The organism is Xylophilus rhododendri, from assembly GCF_009906855.1.
GTDB classification, from domain to species: domain Bacteria; phylum Pseudomonadota; class Gammaproteobacteria; order Burkholderiales; family Burkholderiaceae_C; genus Xylophilus; species Xylophilus rhododendri.
In genome coordinates this window covers 3,578,175-3,596,948 of sequence record NZ_CP047650.1, presented here as the reverse complement: position 1 = coordinate 3,596,948, position 18,774 = coordinate 3,578,175, and the positions used below count along the sequence as shown (strand labels likewise).

The 18,774-nt window shown below is 68.6% G+C and carries 19 protein-coding genes and 1 tRNA gene; 10 read left to right on the top strand and 10 right to left on the bottom strand.

The window, feature by feature from the left end:
- Nucleotides 1-9: 9 nt before the first annotated feature.
- From GT347_RS16685 to hutG, 5 genes are read left to right on the top strand one after another with little or no spacing between them, the layout of a single operon-like run.
- Nucleotides 10-849: an ABC transporter permease gene (locus GT347_RS16685; protein WP_160553282.1), complete on the top strand. Its 840-nt coding sequence runs from the start codon at nt 10-12 to the stop codon at nt 847-849.
- 1 nt (nt 850) lies between these two features.
- Nucleotides 851-2,494 carry an ABC transporter ATP-binding protein gene (locus GT347_RS16680; RefSeq protein WP_160553281.1) on the top strand — a complete coding sequence of 548 codons (1,644 nt, stop codon included), beginning with the start codon at nt 851-853 and terminating at the stop codon, nt 2,492-2,494.
- Nucleotides 2,491-3,750 carry a Zn-dependent hydrolase gene (locus GT347_RS16675; RefSeq protein WP_160553280.1) on the top strand — a complete coding sequence of 420 codons (1,260 nt, stop codon included), beginning with the start codon at nt 2,491-2,493 and terminating at the stop codon, nt 3,748-3,750. The genes GT347_RS16680 and GT347_RS16675 overlap by 4 nt, the downstream gene beginning before the upstream one ends.
- The gene (locus GT347_RS16670; protein WP_160553279.1) at nt 3,747-4,748 is read left to right on the top strand and encodes a hydroxyacid dehydrogenase; all 1,002 of its coding nucleotides are present in this window, start codon (nt 3,747-3,749) and stop codon (nt 4,746-4,748) included. Before GT347_RS16675 ends, GT347_RS16670 begins: the two co-directional genes overlap by 4 nt.
- A 10-nt stretch (nt 4,749-4,758) precedes the next feature.
- Complete coding sequence (gene hutG / locus GT347_RS16665) at nt 4,759-5,559, top strand: N-formylglutamate deformylase (RefSeq protein WP_160553278.1); 801 nt, start codon at nt 4,759-4,761, stop codon at nt 5,557-5,559.
- A 4-nt stretch (nt 5,560-5,563) separates the two neighbouring features.
- On the opposite strand, the gene GT347_RS16660 is transcribed toward hutG, so the two are convergent.
- The 7 genes from GT347_RS16660 to GT347_RS16630 form a co-directional block, all read right to left on the bottom strand.
- Nucleotides 5,564-6,004, bottom strand: a complete 441-nt coding sequence (locus GT347_RS16660) for a helix-turn-helix domain-containing protein (protein WP_229722343.1) — start codon at nt 6,002-6,004, stop codon at nt 5,564-5,566.
- Nucleotides 6,005-6,115: 111 nt separating this feature from the next.
- Nucleotides 6,116-7,297, bottom strand: coding sequence for a M24 family metallopeptidase (locus GT347_RS16655; protein WP_160553277.1), 1,182 nt, complete (start codon nt 7,295-7,297; stop codon nt 6,116-6,118).
- Nucleotides 7,298-8,395, bottom strand: coding sequence for a mandelate racemase/muconate lactonizing enzyme family protein (locus GT347_RS16650; protein ID WP_160553276.1), 1,098 nt, complete (start codon nt 8,393-8,395; stop codon nt 7,298-7,300). It abuts the gene before it with no gap.
- On the bottom strand, nt 8,392-9,582 hold the full coding sequence (locus GT347_RS16645) for a M20 family metallopeptidase (protein WP_160553275.1): 1,191 nt from the start codon (nt 9,580-9,582) through the stop codon (nt 8,392-8,394). The genes GT347_RS16650 and GT347_RS16645 overlap by 4 nt, the downstream gene beginning before the upstream one ends.
- A gap of 13 nt (nt 9,583-9,595) precedes the next feature.
- Complete coding sequence (locus GT347_RS16640) at nt 9,596-10,348, bottom strand: amino acid ABC transporter ATP-binding protein (protein ID WP_160553274.1); 753 nt, start codon at nt 10,346-10,348, stop codon at nt 9,596-9,598.
- 18 nt (nt 10,349-10,366) lie between these two features.
- The gene (locus GT347_RS16635; protein ID WP_160553273.1) at nt 10,367-11,092 is read right to left on the bottom strand and encodes an amino acid ABC transporter permease; all 726 of its coding nucleotides are present in this window, start codon (nt 11,090-11,092) and stop codon (nt 10,367-10,369) included.
- 17 nt (nt 11,093-11,109) lie between these two features.
- Nucleotides 11,110-11,931, bottom strand: a complete 822-nt coding sequence (locus tag GT347_RS16630; RefSeq protein WP_160553272.1) for an ABC transporter substrate-binding protein — start codon at nt 11,929-11,931, stop codon at nt 11,110-11,112.
- A gap of 208 nt (nt 11,932-12,139) precedes the next feature.
- On the opposite strand from GT347_RS16630, the gene GT347_RS16625 reads away from it, so the two are divergent.
- Together GT347_RS16625 and GT347_RS16620 are read left to right on the top strand one after the other, a co-directional pair.
- Nucleotides 12,140-13,072 (top strand): GntR family transcriptional regulator, encoded by a 933-nt coding sequence (locus GT347_RS16625; RefSeq protein WP_160553271.1) that lies wholly within the window; start codon nt 12,140-12,142, stop codon nt 13,070-13,072.
- Between the two features lie 56 nt (nt 13,073-13,128).
- On the top strand, nt 13,129-14,361 hold the full coding sequence (locus GT347_RS16620) for a pyridoxal phosphate-dependent aminotransferase (protein WP_160553270.1): 1,233 nt from the start codon (nt 13,129-13,131) through the stop codon (nt 14,359-14,361).
- Nucleotides 14,362-14,373: 12 nt separating this feature from the next.
- Here GT347_RS16620 and GT347_RS16615 read toward each other — a convergent pair whose 3' ends face one another.
- Nucleotides 14,374-14,787 carry a VOC family protein gene (locus GT347_RS16615; RefSeq protein WP_160553269.1) on the bottom strand — a complete coding sequence of 138 codons (414 nt, stop codon included), beginning with the start codon at nt 14,785-14,787 and terminating at the stop codon, nt 14,374-14,376.
- Nucleotides 14,788-14,822: 35 nt separating this feature from the next.
- Nucleotides 14,823-15,761, bottom strand: coding sequence for a 2-hydroxyacid dehydrogenase (locus GT347_RS16610; RefSeq protein ID WP_160553268.1), 939 nt, complete (start codon nt 15,759-15,761; stop codon nt 14,823-14,825).
- A 91-nt stretch (nt 15,762-15,852) separates the two neighbouring features.
- On the opposite strand from GT347_RS16610, the gene GT347_RS16605 reads away from it, so the two are divergent.
- The 3 genes from GT347_RS16605 (at nt 15,853) to GT347_RS16595 (ending at nt 18,589) form a co-directional block, all read left to right on the top strand.
- A complete protein-coding gene (locus tag GT347_RS16605) occupies nt 15,853-16,728 on the top strand; it encodes a LysR family transcriptional regulator (RefSeq protein WP_160553267.1) in 876 nt (291 codons plus the stop codon).
- A 296-nt stretch (nt 16,729-17,024) separates the two neighbouring features.
- A complete protein-coding gene (locus GT347_RS16600) occupies nt 17,025-17,270 on the top strand; it encodes a helix-turn-helix domain-containing protein (protein ID WP_160553266.1) in 246 nt (81 codons plus the stop codon).
- Nucleotides 17,267-18,589 carry a type II toxin-antitoxin system HipA family toxin gene (locus GT347_RS16595; protein WP_160553265.1) on the top strand — a complete coding sequence of 441 codons (1,323 nt, stop codon included), beginning with the start codon at nt 17,267-17,269 and terminating at the stop codon, nt 18,587-18,589. Before GT347_RS16600 ends, GT347_RS16595 begins: the two co-directional genes overlap by 4 nt.
- Before the next feature lie 103 nt (nt 18,590-18,692).
- Here the strand turns inward: GT347_RS16595 and GT347_RS16590 are convergent.
- Nucleotides 18,693-18,769, bottom strand: a tRNA-Ile gene (locus GT347_RS16590).
- Nucleotides 18,770-18,774 lie beyond the last annotated feature (5 nt).

Sequence of the window (18,774 nt, the reverse complement as noted above, 5' to 3'; positions counted from 1 at the left end):
AGAAGCGATATGAAAAAGTTCCTGCGGCGCTATGCCGCCAACCGCGGCGCGGTGCTGGGCCTGGCCCTGCTGCTGATCGTGATCCTGGCCGGCGCCTGCGCCTCCTTCTTCTTCGAGGAGTCGCCCTGGTCGATGGTGGCCGATCCCCTCATCAAACCCTTCACCGACCACGACTACCCGCTGGGTACCGACATGCTGGGCCGCGACATCGCCGCCGGCCTGCTCTACGGCGCGCGGGTGTCGCTGATGATCGGCGTGGTCTCGACCGCCGTGGCCGTGCTCTTCGGCATCCTGGTGGGGGCGCTCGCCGGCTACCACGGCGGCCGCACCGACGACCTGCTGATGCGCGGCACCGAGTTCTTCCAGACCATCCCGCAGCTGGCCATGGCCCTGGTGCTGGTCGCCATCTTCAAGCCCACCATCTATTCGATCGTGGGGGCGATCTCCATGGTCTCCTGGCCGCCGGTGGCGCGCCTGGTGCGCAGCGAGTTCATGACCCTGAAGCAGCGCGAGTTCGTGCAGGCCGCCATCGTCATCGGCCAGACGCCGGGCCGCATCATCCTCACCCAGATCCTGCCCAACGCCGCCTCGCCCATCATCGTGACCGCCTCGCTGATGACGGCGACCGCCATCCTCACCGAATCGTCCATGTCCTTCCTGGGCCTGGGCGACCGCAACATGATGAGCTGGGGCTTCATGATCGGCGCCTCCCGCACCATGCTGCGCGAGGCGCCCTGGATGAGCCTGTGGCCCGGCCTGGCGATCATGGTGACGGTGCTGGCCATCAACCTGATCGGCGAGGGGCTCAACGACGCCCTCAACCCGCAACTGCGCAAGCGCGGGGACTGACATGAGCGACTCCTCCACCAAGACTCCCCTGCTGTCCATCCGCGATCTCAGCATCGCCCTGCCCCGCGGCGGCGACCGCAGCCATGCGGTGCGCGGCATCAGCGTCGACATCCATGCCGGCGAGATCGTCTGCATCGTCGGCGAATCCGGCTCCGGCAAGTCGATGAGCGCCAACGCCATCATGGGCCTGCTGCCGCCCTACCTGCAGCCCGAGGCCGGCGAGATCCTGCTCGAAGGCCGCGACCTGCTGAAGCTCCCCGAAGACACCCTGCGCGAAATGCGCGGCCGCGACATGGCCATGATCTTCCAGGAGCCGCTGTCGGCCCTGAACCCGCTGCTGACCGTGGGCGAGCAGATCGCCGAGGTGATGCGGGTGCATGGCGCCTACCCCGGCCCGGCGCGCGAGCAGCGTGTGCTGGAGCTGCTGGACTTCGTCGGCCTGCCCGACCCGGCCACGCTGCGCAATGCCTGGCCGTTTCGCCTGTCGGGCGGCCAGCGCCAGCGGGTGATGATCGCCATGGCCCTGGCGCTGGAGCCGCGCCTGCTGATCGCCGACGAGCCCACCACCGCGCTCGACGTGACCACGCAGGCCCAGATCCTGGCCCTGATCGCCCGCATCCAGCGCGAGAAGGGCATGGGCGTGATGTTCGTCACCCACGATTTCGGTGTGGTGGCCGAGATCGCCGACCGGGTGGCGGTGATGGAAAAAGGCGTGCTGGTGGAGCAAGGCACGGCCGAGCAGGTCTTGAACCGCCCGCAGCACCCCTACACCCGCCGCCTGATCGCCGCCGTGCCGCATCAACGCGCCCAGCACGGCGACAGCGCCGCCCTGCGCGGCAAGCCCATCCTGGAAGTGGAGAAGCTGGCCAAGACCTATGCCAGCGGCGGCGGCCTGTTCCGCAAGAAGCGGGCGGTGCGGGCGGTGGACGGCGTGAGTTTCTCGGTGCGCCGCGGCCAGACCCTGGGCATCGTCGGAGAATCGGGCTCGGGCAAATCCACCATCGGCAAATGCCTGCTCAAGCTCACCGGCATCGACGGCGGCCGCATGCTCTTCGAAGGCGAGGACATCGCACCCTTGAGCGAGACCGAGTTCCGCCCCAAACGCGCCAAGATCCAGATGATCTTCCAGGACCCTTTCGCATCGCTCAACCCCCGCCAGACCGTGGGTCGCATCCTCTGCGACGGCCCCATGGCCGCCGGCGTGCCGCGCGCAAAGGCCGAGGCCCGGGCGCGCGAGCTGCTGCAGCTGGTGGAGCTGGACGTGTCGGCCTTCGACCGTTATCCGGGCGAGTTCTCCGGCGGCCAGCGCCAGCGGGTGGGCATCGCCCGGGCGCTGGCCATGGAGCCGCAGCTGATCGTGGCCGATGAATCCGTTTCCGCCCTCGACGTGTCGGTGCAGGCCCAGGTCTTGAAGCTGCTGCGCGAGGTGCAGCATCGGCTGCAGATCGCGCTGATCTTTATCACCCACGACCTGCGGGTGGCCGCGCAGATCTGCGACGAACTGCTGGTGATGCACCGCGGCCAGGTGGTGGAGCAAGGCCCGCCGGGGCAGATCTTCGATGCGCCCCGGCACGAATACACCCGCGCGCTGATCGCTGCCATGCCCGGGCGGGAATGGGATCCGTCCCAGGCGGTGCTGGCATGACGGTGGCTCCCGACATGGCGCTGGCCGCCAGGCTCTTCGAGCGGCTGCGCCAGGACAACGCCGACCAGGACGGCGTGACCCGCGATACCTACGGGGCGGGCGAGCAGCGTGCACATGACCTGCTTGCTGCCGAGGCCCGGCGGCTGGGCCTGGAGGTGCGCACCGATGCGGCCCTCAACCTCTATCTCACCCTCCCCGGCCGCGAACGCGGGCTGCCGGTGGTGATGACCGGATCGCATCTGGACTCGGTGCCGGTGGGCGGCAACTACGACGGCGCGGCCGGCGTGGTGGCCGGCCTGTCGGTGCTGGCCGGCTGGGTGGCGGCCGGCGTGCAGCCTGGGCGCGACGTGACGGTGATGGCCGTGCGTGCCGAGGAAAGCGCCTGGTTTCCGGTCTCCTATATCGGCAGCAAGGCGGCCTTCGGAAAACTCGGCCCCGAGGCTTTGGAAGCCCGCCGCTTCGACACCGGCCGCACGCTGGGCGAGCATCTGACGGAACTCGGCGGCCAGCCGCAGGCCCTGGCGCGCGGCGAGGCCCAGCTGACAGCGGACACCATCGACTGCTTCATCGAACTGCATATCGAGCAAGGCCCGGTCCTGCTCGGCCAGGGCGACGTGCTGGGCATCGTCACCGGCATCTGCGGCAGCCTGCGCTATCGCGCCGCGCGGGCCGTCGGCCGCTACGGCCATTCCGGCGCCACGCCGCGCCTCTACCGCCAGGACGCGGTCGTCGCCTTCGCCGCGCTGGTGCAGCGCAGCCAGCAGGACTGGGCCGAGATGGAAGCCCAGGGCCACGAGCTGACGCTGACCTTCGGCCGGGTCGAAACCGACCCGCACCAGTCCGATCTGAGCAAGGTCGCCGGCCAGGTCGATTTCTGCATCGACATCCGCTCGCGCAGCCACGCCACCCTGGCCGAGATGGACCGCCGCCTGAAGCGGGCCGCGCGGAACGCCAGCGGCGTGGTCTTCGACTTCGGCCCCGTCAGCGGCAGCGAGCCCGCCGTGATGGACGACGCGCTGCGCCAGGCCCTGACCGAGGCCGCCGCCCTGCAAGGCCTGGCCGCCCCGGCCCTGCCCAGCGGCGCCGGCCACGATACCGCCACCTTCGCCAATGCCGGAGTGGCATCGGCCATGCTGTTCGTGCGTAACGCCAACGGCAGCCACAACCCTGAGGAAACCATGACGATGAACGATTTCGCCGCCGGCTGCGCCGTGCTGGGCGCCGTGCTGGCGCGACGCGCAGGAGGCTTGGCGTGAGCGCTGTCTGCCTGATCAACCACCCGATCCATCCGATCGGTGCCGAGCTGCTGCAGGCCGCCGGCTTCACCGTGCGCCAGCCCAAGAACCCGCAAGCCCTGCGCGAGGAGATTGTCGAAGCCGACGCCGCCATCGTGCGCGACGGCCTCACCGCCGAGCTGATGGACCTGGCGCCCCGCCTGGCCATCATCGTCAACCACGGCAGCGGCTCCGACCGCATCGACGTGGCCCATGCCTCGCGCCTGGGCATTCCGGTCACCTGCACACCCGGCTCCAACAGCCAGGCGGTGGCCGAGCACGCGCTGATGCTGATGCTGGCCACGGCCCGCCAGTCCTCGGCCGCCGACCGCGCCACCCGGGCCGGCGACTGGGCCTTCAAGTTCTCGCAGCCGCTGCTGTCGCTGAGCGGCGCCACGCTGGGCATCGTCGGTTTCGGCCACAGTGGCAAGCTGCTGGCGGCCATGGCCGCAGGCGGGCTGGGCATGCGGGTGATGGTGTGGTCGCCCCGTGCCGACAAGGCCGAGCTGGCCGCCGCCGGCGTGATCGCCGCGCCCTCGCTGGAAGCGCTGCTGGAGGCCGCCGACGTGGTCTCGCTGCACCGCCCGCTGCGCCCCGACACCCGCCACATGCTCGACGCCGCCGCGCTGCGCCGCATGAAGCCGACCGCCATCGTGGTCAACACCTCGCGCGGCGGCCTGATCGATCAGGCCGCTTTGGCCGAAGCCCTGCGCGAGGGCCGCATCTTCGGCGCCGGCCTGGATGTGTTCGAGACCGAGCCCTTCCCCGTCGACACCGAACTCGCCGCATTGCCCAACCTGGTGCTGACCCCGCATGTGGCCGGCTCCACCCAGCAGGCGCTGCAGGCCACCGCCACCCGCTGCGTGCGGCAGGTCATCGCCGCCCTGGCCGGCCAGGCGCCGCCGGACATGGTGCGGCCCGAGGTCTGGGACGCGCGGCGCTGGCCTGTTGTCTACTCCTCCCCTTTGCTCGTTCCATGACGCTTGTTCCATGACGCCTGAGATCTCGACCCTCGTCCAGGGCACGGTGCCCCTGCTGGTTTCCATCCCGCACGGCGGCGAATACCTGCCAGAAACCTTCGCCGCGCGCATGACCCCCGCCGCGCGCCTGGTGGCCGACACCGACTGGCACCTGGCCCGCCTCTACGACTTCGCCCTGAAGATGGGCGGCTCGATGCTGCGCGCCAACTACTCGCGCTATGTGATCGACCTGAACCGCCCGAGCAACGGCGAGAGCCTCTACCCCGGCCAGACCACCACCGGCCTGTGCCCGGCGGAGACCTTCCGCGGCGAGCCCATCTACGCCGAGGGCTTCGCCCCGCCCGACGCCGCCGAGACGGCCCGCCGCGTGGCCGACTACTGGCTGCCCTATCACCAGGCCCTGCAGGCCGAGATCGACCGCCTGAAGGCCGCGCACGGCCAGGTGCTGGTGTGGGAAGCCCACTCCATCGCCAGCGTGCTGCCGCGCCTCTTCCCGGGCGAGCTGCCGGGCCTGAACGTGGGCACCTTCGATGGCCGCTCGTGCGCACCGCAGATGCGCGAAGCCGTGGTCGCCGCCACCTCGGCCAGCCCCTTCACCTGGGCCGCCGACGCGCGTTTCAAGGGCGGGTTCATCACCCGCCACTACGGCCGGCCGCAGGAGGGCGTGCACACGGTGCAGCTGGAGATGTGCCAGAGCCTCTACATGGACGAGACCGCGCCCTTCGCCTGGCGCGAAGACCGCGCCAGCCGGGTGCAGCCGACGGTCGAGGCCATGGTGCGTGCGGCGTTCGGGGCGCTGGGCAAGGCCTAGACGCTCAGGCGGCTTCGAGATGCGCCGCGCTGGCTTCGGGAAAGAAGCTGGCAGGGCTGACATGGAAGCGCTCGGCCAGCCGGGCGATCTGGCGCACGTTCAGATCGCGTTTGCCCCGCAGGATCTCCGAGACCACGCCCTGGGAGCCGATCTCCGGCAGATCTCCCTGCTTGAGTCCATGCTGGTCCATGAGGAACTCCAGCACCTGGGCCGGCGTGGCGCCGTTGGGCCAGGGGTGCACACGCGCTTCGTACGCCTGGATGCGTTTCGCCACCAGTTCCACCAGCCCGCCGAGGGGGCCGGCGTCGTCCTGCACCAGCGCATCCATAAGTTCAGCCGCCACTGCAAGCAGCGTCTCGTACTGGTCTTCCGTCTGGATGGGACGGCCAAGACCGGACGACTCGTGGAAGGCCATCCACGTCGGGGCAATGTCACCAAGCTTCATTCCCTGCCTCTTTGTCGTTTCGAACAAAGACGGGATTTTCAGGGAGGCGGCCGGCGTCCGCCAGCCGCGAAAACATCGCGTCCGACCCTGCGGCGGGCCGGCACGTGACGTTCAAAGAATCAACATCTCCCGCGGCACCGTCCCCAGCACCCGGTACCCGGTCTCGGTGATCACCACCGTCTCGCTCACGCCCACCGTGAACTCGCCGTAGATGCGCAGGGCCGGCGGGATGTGGAAGGCCATGCCGGGCTGCAGCGGCGTGGTCACGCCCTTGTACAGGCTGAGGATGGAACCCTCGCCCCAGTCCGGCGCGAAGGAGATGCCGACCGAGTAGCCGGTGCGCTTCTTGAAGGCGTCGGTGTAGCCTGCCCGGTCGATCACCGCCTGGCAGGCGTTGTGCGATGCCTCGCAGGGTTCGCCGGGCTTCAGGGCGTCGAGGGCGGCCTGCAGGGCGTCCTGGCAGACCTTCTCCATGTCGATCGCGGCCTGCGGCGGCTGGCCGATCCAGGCCGAGCGCATCAGCGCGGCATGGTAGCGGTCGTGGCTGGCGGCCATCTCCAGGAAGGCGGGCTCGCCCTGGGCGATCTTGCGGCGGCGCCAGGTGCCGTGCGGGATGCCGCTGCGCGGGCCGCAGGAAACCAGGGGCTCCATGCCGAAGTACTCGGAACCCGCGGCGACGGCGGCCTGCAGCATGGCGGCGACGAAGTCGTTCTCGCTGGCGCCCACCTTCACCGCGGCCTGGCCGGCGCGCAGGCCGGCGTCGGTGTAGGAAGCGGCCTTTTCCAGCTTGGCGATCTCGGCGGGCGACTTCACCGCACGCAGTTTCTCGACCAGACCGGCGCCGTCGTGGATGGTGCCGAGCTTGCCCTGCAGCGCCTCGTACACGGCGATCGGCAGGAACCAGCCGCGCTTGTCGATGGCGATGCGTTTGCCGGCCCAGCCCTTGCGCTGGATCACGTCCACCAGGAAGCCCACCGGCTCGTCGCCGTCGGTGTAGATGGCCGCGTCGCTGATGAAGGTGTTGGAGATGAAGTTGAAGTACTCCAGCTGGCGGATCACGAAGACCGGATCGCCCTCCACCGGCAGCACCAGGGCCTGGAAGGTGTAGTAGCCGGGCGTCTGCTGGCCGGTGAGATAGAAGATGTTCTCGGGGCCGGTGACGACCATCACGTCGATGCCGGCCTGCTGCAGGTTGAGCCGGGCGCGGCGCACGCGTTCGGCATATTCGTCGCGGCTGAAGGCGGATTCGCCGCCCGGGACCACGCTGGCGGGAATGCTGGGTGTTGTGCTCATTCAGGAACTCCAGAGATGCTGGGTGAGGGAAATATCGAGTTCGGTGCCGAGGCCGGTGGCGCCGGCGGCGGCCAGGTCGCCCTGGCCGTAGGAGATGCCGGAGACCGGGTCGTCTGCCAGGCCGTCGGCGCCGTACAGCTCGGCGAAACGCGGCGCCACCGCGCGGCTGGTGTGCAGCGCGGCCGCCGTGGCCGCCGCGCCTTCGTTCATCTGGCCGACCATGCAGGCCACGCCCGCGGCCTGCAGCCGGCGCGCGGCCGCCACGGTGGGGGCGATGCCGCCCAGCTTCACCAGCTTGAGGTGGGCCCACAGGCGTTCGTGGCCCAGGGCGCAGAGGCCGTCCACGTCGGCCTGCGTGCCCATGCCCTCGTCGAGCATCAGGGGCATGGGGCTGCGGTCGGCCAGCGCGGCCATGTCGGCCGGGCGGGTGGTGGCGATGGGTTGCTCCAGGTATTCGAGGCCGAAGGGCGCCAGGGCCGCGAGGCGGGCGGGGGCTTCGTCGGCGCTCCACTGGGCATTGGCATCGGCGGCCAAGTGCACCGTGTCGCCGAAGCGGTCGCGCAGGGCGCCCAGGCGGCGCAGGTCCTCGGCGAAATCGCCGGCCGCCACACGCACCTTCAGGTCCCGGAAGCCGCGTGCCACATAGGCTTCGGCCTGGCCCATGAAGACCTCGAAGGGCGACCAGAACAGGGTCTGGTTGCTGTGCCAGCGCAGCGGCGCCGCGGCGCCCTGCCCCAGCCAGACGGCCAGCGGCTGGGCGGCCCGGCGCGACACCATGTCATGCAGCGCGCAGTCGATCAGGCAGCGCACCGGCATGCTCCAGGGCGCGGCCCAGGCGGACATCGAAGCCAGCAGCACCTCGGGCGAACGCTCCCAATCGATCGCCTGCACGGCGGCCAGGGCGGCCTGCAGCACCTCCTCGGCGCTGTAGCCGTTGAGGTAGGCGATGTTGATGCGCACCTCGCCCACGGCTACATGCTCGCCGTCGTCCAGCCGCAGGTACAGGCTGTGCAGCTCCGCCACGCTGCCGGAGGACGCGGTGTGCAGCACCACGCCGTTGCCGTAGTGCAGCCGCGCGGTGTGGAGGCTGGCCTTCACGCCGCGGCAGGCGCCAGCATGCGCAGGGCCACGTCGCGGTAGATCAGGCTGGAGGCGATGAACTCGTCGATGGGCACGAACTCGTCGGGCTTGTGCGCCACCGCCAGGGTGCCGGGGCCGATCACGGTGCCGGTGGTGCCCAGGCTGCGGAAATGCACCAGGTCGCAACCGCCCTGGAAGCCGTAGGGGCCGGCCTCGCCGTGGTTGTGCTCGCGGCAGGCGTCCAGGCTGGCCTGCACGATGGATTCGCTGAGCGCCGTCTCGGTGGCGCCGCCGGTGGTGGCCTTGTATTCCAGCACCTCGGCGCGCACGCCGAACTTCTGCTGCGCTAGGGCCAGCAGCGCGTCGATCTCGGCCTTGACCTCGCCCTCGTCCTCGCCGGGCACCATGCGGCGGTCCAGCAGCAGGTCGCAGGCGCCGGGCAGCACGTTGTCGGCATGGCCGCCGTGGATGCGGGTCACGGTCAGGCTGGCGCTGCCCACCAGGTCGTGGCAGCGGCAGCGCACCACGTTCTCGTGGTGGTGCTCGACCAAGCCCAGCAGCTGGGCGGCGCGGAAGATGGCGTTCTCGCCCAGGTGCGGCGTGCCCGAATGCGCCGTCACGCCATGCACCCGCACCAGCGGGCGCAGGCTGCCCTTGTGGGCGGTGTAGGCGCAGTTGGAGGTGGGCTCGCCGATCACCGCGAAGTCGATCTTCGGCGGTTCGTTGGCCACGTAATGCTTGGCGCCTTCGCTGGCGATTTCCTCGTCGGCGGTGAACACCGCCATCAGCGTGCCGGACCAGGCCTCGGGCACCGCCACCAGCATGCGGCAGGCCTCGATCATGGCGGCCATGGGGCCCTTGGCATCGCAGCTGCCGCGGCCGTAGAGCTTGCCGTCGGCCTCGCGCAGCACGAAGGGGTCGCTGGTCCAGCCCTCGCCGGCGGGCACGGTGTCGATATGGGTGTTGAAGGCGAAGGTGGGGCCGGGGCCGTTCTCGAAACGCGCGATCACGTTGACGCGGCCGGGCTTGTACTCCGACAGCGACAGGTCGAAGCCTTCGGCCTCCAGCAGGGCCTTCAGCTGGCGGGCGGCTTCCAGCTCGTGGCCGGGCGGGTTCTCGGTGTTGATGGCGACCAGGGCGGCCAGGTCGCGCTTCATGCGGGCGACGTCGGGCGCGGGCAGGGTGGTGGGCAGGTGGGCGGTCATGGGTGTTGCGGTGTCAGTGCAGGATCTGGTCGAGGAAGCGGCGGGCGCGTTCGTGCACCACGCCGCCGAAGAAATCGGTGCTGGAGGCGTTCTCGATGATTTCGCCGGCCTCCATGAAGACGATGCGGTCGGCCGCCTGGCGGGCGAAACCCATCTCGTGGGTGACCACCAGGCTGGTCATGCCCTCGGCGGACAGCTCGGCCATCACGTCGAGCACCTCGCGGATCATTTCCGGGTCGAGCGCCGAAGTGGGCTCGTCGTAGAGCATCACCTTGGGCCGCATGGCCAGCGCGCGGGCGATGGCCACCCGCTGCTGCTGGCCGCCGGAGAGTTCGTCGGGGAAATGGTCGGCGCGCTCGGGGATGCGCACCTTCTGCAGCAGGGCGGTGGCGATGTCGTGGGCGTCGTGGCGGCTCATGCCCAGCACCTTCATCGGCGCCAGCATGATGTTCTCGGCGGCGGTGAGGTGGGAGAACAGCTCGAAGTTCTGGAACACCATGCCGATCTCGCGCCGCAGCAGGGGTGCGGTGCGCGGGTCGTTGGTGACGTCGCGGCCCTCGAAGAAGATGTTGCCGCCGTCGGCCGGGTCGAGCTGGTTGACGCAGCGCAGCAGCGTCGATTTGCCGGAGCCCGAGGGGCCGATGATCACCACCGTCTCCTTGGCCTGCACGTTGATCGAGCAGTTCTTCAGGATGCGGTTGCTGCCGAAGCTCTTGTCCACGCCGATGATTTCCAGCAGCGGTTTTGTCTTGTCGGTCTGTGCCATGGGGCTGTCCTTGCTTTCTCAGCGCACGGTGCCGGGGCGCTGGCTGCCCAGCAGGCGCTGCGCCAGGGGCTGGGCGGCGCGCTTGCGGCGGCTCTTGGGATCGAGGCGGCGTTCGATCAGCGACTGCAGCGCCATGAAGAGCGTGGTCAGCGCCAGGTAGTAGATGCCGGCGGCCGTCAGCGCCTCGAAGTACTTGAAGTTGGAACTGGCCGTCTGGTTGGCCACCAGCAGCAGGTCTTCCACCGCCACCACCGAGACCAGGGCGCTGAGCTTCAGCATGCCGATCATCTGGTTGCCCATGGGCGGCAGGATGATGCGCACGGCCTGCGGGATCACCACATGGCGCATCACGCCGGAGGGGAACATGCCCAGCGCCAGGGCCGCGGTGCGCTGGCCCTTCTTGATCGCCTGCAGGCCGGACCGGATGATCTCGGCCATGTAGGCGCCCTCGTTGAGCGACAACGCCAGCACCGCGCTCACCACCGCCGACAGCTTGATGCCGAAGGACGGCAGCACGTTGTAGACGAAGATGATCTGGAACAGCACCGGCGTGCCGCGGAACAGCCACAGGTAGCCCATGGTGATGCCGTGCGCGGCGCGGCTGCGGCTTTCCTGCAGCAGCGCCACCAGCAGGCCGACGGCGGCGCCGAAGACCAGCGAGCAGATGGTGATCAGCAGCGTGATCAGCGCGCCGTGGAAGAAGGCCGGCGACAGCAGGTAGCTCAGGACGAGGGAGAAGGACATGCGCGATCCGGCGTTCTTCAGTTGTTGAGCAGGCCGACGGAAGCCGGGAACTTCCACTTGGCGATCAGCTTGGCGTAGGTGCCGTCGGCGACGATCTCCTTCAACGCGGCTTCGAGCGAGGCGCGCATGGCGGTGTCGCCCTTGCGCAGCGCGATGCCGATCTGGGTGTTGGCCTCGAACTCGGCGCCGGTGGACTCGAACACGCCGGCCATCTCGGTCATCAGCTTCACGTTGCCGGGGGTGGAGTCGAAGATGGCATCGGCGCGGCCCTGGCGCAGGGTGAGGGCCGAGTCCTGGGCGGTGGGCATGGTCATGACCTTGACCTCGGCCTTGCCGGCCTTGGTGCAGCGCTCGTTGTCGGCGCGGGCGTAGCTCTCCTGGATGCCGCCCAGGGTCACGGCGATGGTCTTGCCGCACAGGCTGTCGTCGCGGCCGGTGATCTTGGCGGGGTTGCCCTTGACCACCACCACCTGCGTGCCCACCTTTAGATAGGGCACGAAATCGACCTGGGCGGCGCGCGCCGGGTTGATGTACATGGCCGAATTGATGATGTCGAGCCGGTTGCCCTGCAGCGCCGGGATCAGGCCCTTGAACTCCATGTTCATCGGCGCCGGCTCCAGGCCGAGCTTCTTGCCCAGGGCCTGGATCATGTCGATGTCGAAGCCGGTGAGCTGGCCGTTGTCCTTGAACTCGAAGGGCGCGAAGGTGGCGGCCACGCCGTAGGTGAGATGGCCCTTCTCGACCAGGGCCTCGGCGGCCGGCGGCGGCGCGGCGAATGCGGCGCAGGCCGTGGCGAGCAGGGCGACGAACAGGGCGCAGAAACGTGGTTGACCGGTCATGGTGCTTCCTAGGTGTGCGAATGGGGACAGGGTTCGGGCCGGCGCGTTTCCTGCATGGAGTTCACCAAAGCAGTGCGCGCCGGGGCCACGCAGGACAGGTTTGCAATATCCGTTCCACGTTGTTCTTGTTGAGCCAATTAATACAATCCTCGGAGGGCGGCCAGGCGCTACCATCGGCCCCCCGACCGCATTCAGAAGGTGTCCGCGCATGGCAAGAGCCGCCGGCCAGAACAGTCGCCGCCTGGCGCAGCAAATCCTCAAACTGGTGCTCGATGCACGCTTCGAGCGCGGCCACCATCTGCGCGAGCAGGCGCTGGCCGACCTGCTGGGCGTGTCTCGCACGCCCGTGCGCGCCGCGCTGCAGTGGCTGGCGCAGGAGGGGCTGGTGGAGATGCGGCCCAACCAGGGCTTCTTCCTGGCGCGCGCGCCGCTGGACGAGGACCTGGCCGGCCTGGGCGCGGCCGACAGCGGCGAAGACGCGCTCTACCGCCGGCTGGTCAACGACCGCCTGGCCGGCGACATCCCGGATTCCGTCACCCAGACCGAGATCGCCCGCCGCTACGGTGCCGACCGCATCGCCGTGCTGCGCACGCTGGACCGCATGGCCGAGGACGGCCTGATCGAGCGCAACAAGGGCCACGGCTGGACCTTCCTGCCCACGCTCGACAGCGACGCCGCGCTGCGCGGCGGCTACAGCTTCCGCCTGATGATCGAGCCCGGCTGCTTCCTGCTGCCCGGCTTCAAGCCCGACCGCGCGGCGCTGGAGCGCTCGCGGCTGCAGCACCTGTACCTGACCTCGCATCCGGACATCGCCTCGGTCACCGCCGCCCAGCTGTTCGAGACCGATGCCGCCTTCCACGAGATGTTCGCGGCCTTCAGCGGCAATGCCTTCGTGCTGCAGGCGATCCAGCAGCAGAACCGGCTGAGGAAACTCATGGAGTTCGCCGGCTACGTCAACCGCCGCCGGGTGCGCGACTGGTGCGGCGAGCACCTGGCCATCATCGATGCGGTGGCGGCCGGGCATTATGCCGAGGCCGGCGAGCTGATGCGCAAGCACCTGACGCATGCCGACGACGCGGCCGAGCGGCCCGGCAAGCCGGCGGCCTCAGCCGGTCGGCGTGCATCCGCCGCAACGAGTTGATTGCTCTTTTTTAGTCATTTCATACAATCCCGGATCTTTTATTTCCGGGGTTCCCCATGTCCGCTTCCCTGCTGGCGCAACGCATGCGCAAGGCACGCCCGTCTCCCACCGCCGAGATCTCGGTCAAGGTCCGGGCCCTGGCGGCGCAGGGGCATTCGGTGATCAACCTGGGCGAGGGCGAACTCGACTTCCCCACCCCGCCGCACATCGCACAGGCCGGCATCGCCGCCATTGAGGCGGGCGACACCAAGTACACCGCCGTGCCGGGCACACCCGCGATGAAGCAGGCGGTGATCGCCAAGTTCGCGCGCGAGAACGGGCTGCACTACCAGGCCGAGGAGGTCATCGTCGGCGCGGGCGCCAAGCAGCTGATCTTCAACGCCTTCCTGGCCACGCTGGATGCGGGCGACGAGGTGGTGGTGCCGGCGCCCTACTGGGTCTCCTACCCCGACATGGTGGGCCTGGCCGATGGCGTGGCGCGCATCGTGCAATGCCATGAGCAGGACGGCTGGAAGCTGCGGCCCGAGGCGCTGGAGGCGGCCATCGGGCCGCGCACCCGCTGGGTGATCCTCAACTCGCCGAACAACCCGACCGGGGCGGTGTATTCGGCCGCCGAGATGGCCGCGCTCACCGCCGTGCTGCTGCGCCATCCGCAGGTGCTGGTGATGGCCGACGACATCTACGAGCACACCCGCTATGTGCCGGGCTTCTCCACGCCGGCCGCGCAGGAGCCGGCATTGAAGGAGCGCACGCTGACGGTCAACGGCGTCTCCAAGGCCTATTCCATGACCGGCTGGCGCATCGGCTATGCGGCCGGGCCGCGCTGGCTGGTGGATGCCATGCAGGTGCTGCAGTCGCAGAGCACTTCCAACGCCTGCTCCATCTCGCAGGCGGCCGCCGTGGCCGCGCTGCAAGGCGGCACCGGCTTCATCGAGGACTGGGTGCTGCTGCTGGCCCAGCGCCGCGACCGGCTGCTGCAGACCGTGGCGCGCATCGAGGGCATGCACTGCGCCCTGCCCGAGGGCGCCTTCTATCTCTTCGCCAACTGCCAGGGGCTGCTGGGCCGCAGCACGCCGGACAGCACGATCCTGCGCACCGACCTGGACCTGGCCGCCTACCTGCTGGACGCCGCCCATGTGGGCACCGTGCATGGCTCGGCCTTCGGCACGCCCGGCTATCTGCGCCTGGCCTATGCGGTGGACATGCCGGTGCTGGAAGACGCCTGCCGCCGCATCGAGCGGGCCTGCGCCGCGCTCACGCTGGCGCAGCCCGCCGAAGCGGCCGCCTGAGGCGCCTCACCCTCAGCTGGCGTAGATCGCGTCCAGGTTCTCGAAGCCCTTGACCTCGATCGGATTGCCGAAGGGGTCGAGGAAGAACATGGTCCATTGCTCGCCGGGCTTGCCGGCGAAGCGCAGCTGCGGCTCGAAGACGAAGTCGGTGCCGGCGGCGGTCAGGCGGTCGGCCATGGCCTGCCAGTCCGGGCGCTCCAGCACCAGGCCGAAGTGGGGCATGGGCACCAGCTTGTCGCCCACATGGCCGGTCAGCGCGGTGGGGAAAGGCTGGCCCAGGTGCATCGAGATCTGGTGGCCGAAGAAGTCGTAGTCGACCCAGGTGTCGGTGCTGCGGCCTTCGCGGCAGCCGAGCACGGTGCCGTAGAAATGGCGGGCCTGGTCGAGGTCGGTGACGTTGAAGGCGAAGTGGAAGGCGGATTTCATCGGGGTGTCTTCGAAGTGATGGAGCTGGGGGGAATTCAGTAGCCGCGCGACGGGTCCACCGCGCCGGGCAGGTCCGCGCGGTCGAAGCCCGCCTGCACCTTGGCGGCGATCTGGGCGATGGCTTCCTGCACCACCGTCTGGGCGGCGATGTGCGGGGTCAGGGCGATCTCGCGGCGCTGCCAGAAGGGGTGCCCGGCCGGCAACGGCTCTTCGCGGGTGACGTCGAGCGTGGCGCCGGCGATGTGGCCGCTGTCGAGCAGGGCCAGCAGGTCGTCTTCCACCAAATGGGCGCCGCGCGCCACGTTGATCACATAGGCGCCGGGCAGCAGGCGCGAGAGGGTGTCGCGCCGCATGATGTCCTGCGTGTCCGGCGTCAGCGGCAGCATGTTGACGAGGATGCGTGTGCCCTGCAGGAAGCGGTCGAACTGGTCGGCGCCATGCAGGCAGGTGACGCCCTCGATCTGCTTGGGCGACTGGCTCCAGCCCAGCACCGGAAAGTCGAAGGCGGCGACCGATTCGGCCACCCGACGGCCCAGGGCGCCCAGGCCCATCACGCCGACGGGGAAGTCCTGGCGGAAACGCGGCTTGCGCGGCGCCCACTGGCCAGCGGCGGCGCTGCCGGCATAGACGTCGAATTCACGGAAGTGGCGCAGCACGGCGTGGCAGACGTAGTCGGCCATCTGTACGGCCATGCCGCCGTCCTCGATGCGCACGATGCGGGCCTGGGGCGGCAGCTGCAGGCGCAGCAGGGCATCCACGCCCGCGCCCATGTTGAAGATGACTTCGAGCGCGGGATGCGCATCGAGAAAGGCTTGCGTGGGCGACCACACGATGGCGCAGCGCGCCTCGGGGTCGGCCTTCGGCCAGGTGCTGATGGCGGTGTCCGGCAGGGCGGAGCGCAGCTGGGCTTCCCAGGTGGCGCCTTCTACGTGGCTGCAGCACAGGGCGATGCGGGTGGGGGCGGCTTGGGTCATCCGGTGATCTTAGAATCGAAAAACTCCATGAAAGACGAATATTGTTCTGGCTTCATGTGAAAGATATTCACCATTCGAAGGACGCTCCCGCGTGATCGGCCATCTGCAGACCCTCGCCGCCATCGCCCGCCACGGCACTTTCGCCGCGGCGGCCGACCGCATCGGCCTGACGCCCTCGGCCGTCAGCGTGCAGATGCGCAAGCTCGAAGAAACGCTGGGCGTGGCCCTGTTCGACCGCAGCGGCCGCAATGCTGTGCTCAACGAGGCCGGCCGGCGCGCGCTGCTGCATGCCGAGCAGATCCTGGAACTCTTCGGCCAGATGGCCTCGGGCGTGGACGACGCTGCGCTGACCGGCACCCTGCGCGCCGGCGCGGTAATGACCGAACTGCTGGGCAGCGTGGTGAACGCGCTGCCGCTGTTCCGCCAGCGTTTTCCCAAGGTGGAGCTGCAGCTCACGCCCGGCGCCTCGGCCGAGCTGATCGGCCTGGTGGAGCAGCAGCGGCTCGACTGCGCGGTGATCGTGCGGCCGGCCTATCCGCTCGAAGGCGTGCTGCACTGGCGGGCGCTGCGGCAGGAGCCCTTCGTGCTGATCGCCGCCGCCGACGAGCGCTCCGACGACGTGCCCTGGCTGCTGGCCCACCGCCCCTTCGTGCGCTACGACCGCCGCTCGCACGGCGGCCATCTGGTGGACCGCTTCCTGCGGCGCAAGCGATATGTGCTGGACGAGGCGCTGGAGACGGACTCGATCGAGGCCATCGTGCTCTTCGTGGCCCGCGGCGGCGGCGTGGCCATCATCCCGCGCACGCCGGTGCTGCAGTCGCTGCGCGCGCAGGTGCGTGAGATCGAGCTGGGCGTGGACACTTTCTACCGGGAGATCGGGCTGCTGGAGCGCACGGACAATCCCCGCGCCCACCTCAATGGGGATTTCTGGATGGCGCTGAAGGAGGTGGGCGGCGTTGCGACCTGAGCTGCAGCCGCGCGCAACGGACATTCGCCTGCACCCGAGAAAACCGAATGGAAAAAGAACGTATTTACAGGCTCTGATTGCTAAGGCGACGTTTGATATCGCATAGCAAATACAGCAAGAAACAGCTTCCACGACAACAATAAAAGATGCCTTATTTGCTATAGTCTGGGACGCGCTAGGCCCTCTCAATCCAATAGGATAGGGCTTCTAGCCAGCCACGGCGATAGCACATACAGCATATGGACAGCCTTTATTCCCTCGGCCGAGCTGTAGCGCAGCTCAGGCAAGAGCGCCGCATGACGCAAAAGCAGCTCGCGGCCCTTAGCGGCTTGGGCCAGTCGACCCTCGCCCGCTTCGAGACCGGCGGCGTCGCAGAGTTCGGCTCGCGAAAATTGCTTCGCCTCCTTGAGGTGCTGGGCCACGAGCTGTCGTTCACGCCCAAGAGCAGCAGCTTCACTCTGGACGATGCTCTGGCGGAACGGCAGCGTCAGGCCCAGGAATCGAGTGAGGCCGGCAATCCGCCGTGGAGCACGAGCCGATGAAGCTCCACGTCTACGTCCACAACCAAGCTGTCGCCACGCTGGAATCGACGGATGGCTTCCGGCATGTGATGGCCTACCACCCCGACATCCCGCCTGAGCAGTTCGTCTCGCTGCTCATGCCCGTGCGCACGGAGTCCTATGCCTACCCGGAGCTGCACCCGCTGTTCCGGATGAACCTGCCCGAGGGCTTCCTGCTCTCCATCCTCCAAGAGCAGCTTGGCCCGCATGTCGGCGCATCGCCCTTGAGCCTGCTCTCCGTCGTCGGGCGTAACGCCATCGGACGGGTCAAGGTGGCCACGCCAGGCGCGAACCCCACGCAGCCGCCAGTGCCGTTCGACCTGAACGGCATCCTGAGGGGAGACAACTCGCAAGAGGCCTTTGTTGACCTGGTGCGCCGGCATGCAGTGTCTGGTGTGTCCGGCGTCGTTCCAAAGTTCCTTTCGCCAAACACCTTCAGTGAGCACACCAAGGGCACCTTGGCTACCGAGCGCTACATCATCAAAGGCACAACAACTCGGCTGCCCGGCGTCGCGCTCAATGAGCATCTGTGCATGGAGGTAGCACGCCAGGCGGGCTTTCCAACGGCTACGACCGAAGTCTCCGACGACGGGCAAGCGCTAGTGGTGCATCGGTTCGACTTCGAAGCCGACGGCACGACCCGCAAAGGCATGGAAGACTTGTGCAGCCTGCTCACGCTGCGGCCAGAGCAGAAGTACGAATCGACCTGGGAGCGCGTTGTCGGCCGCATCAAGGACGTCACGCCTCAGGCCGAACAACAGAACGCAGCGCTCTCGCACCTCGCAGACCTGCTGCTGCTGACCTACGCGCTCCGCAACGCCGATTGCCACACCAAGAACATCGCCCTGCTCTACAGCTCCCGTGAGCAGATTGAACTGGCACCGGTCTACGACATGCTGACCATCACGGTCTACGACGACTACGCGAAGAATCCACCGGGCATGTCCGTCGACGGGCGCAGCACATGGATGCCAGGCAAGGCCCTGGAGCGGTTCCTGCAGGCCAGGTGCAACGTGATGCCGGCGCAGACGCTGGAGCGCGTCGAACGCATCTGTGAGGCCATCGTGCAGGTTACGCCCCAGGTCGTCGTGGCCACGGAGAAGTACCCAGCGTTCCACGAGACGGGCAAGCGCATGCTGCACGCGTGGAACGACGGGATGAACAGCCTGCGTCTTCAGAAGACCTGGAGCCTGCCGTCGCTGGACGAGCCCATTGCAGCGGCCAAGTTCTCAGACCCAGAGCCAATCATGGCAACGAAGGTCGAGAAGATTGGCCGCTCGCCTCTGCTGGGGCAGCGCTAGTCACACCCTCTGGCAGACCCAAAACGGTCCCGGGACGTGTTTTGAGGCAGAAACGGCAAGGGCCTGCATAAGCAAGCTGCCCTTGATTCGCAAACATAATTTTTGGTAGGCCGTGTTGGACTTGAACCAACGACCAAAGGATTATGAGTCCTCTGCTCTAACCAACTGAGCTAACGGCCCGCCAG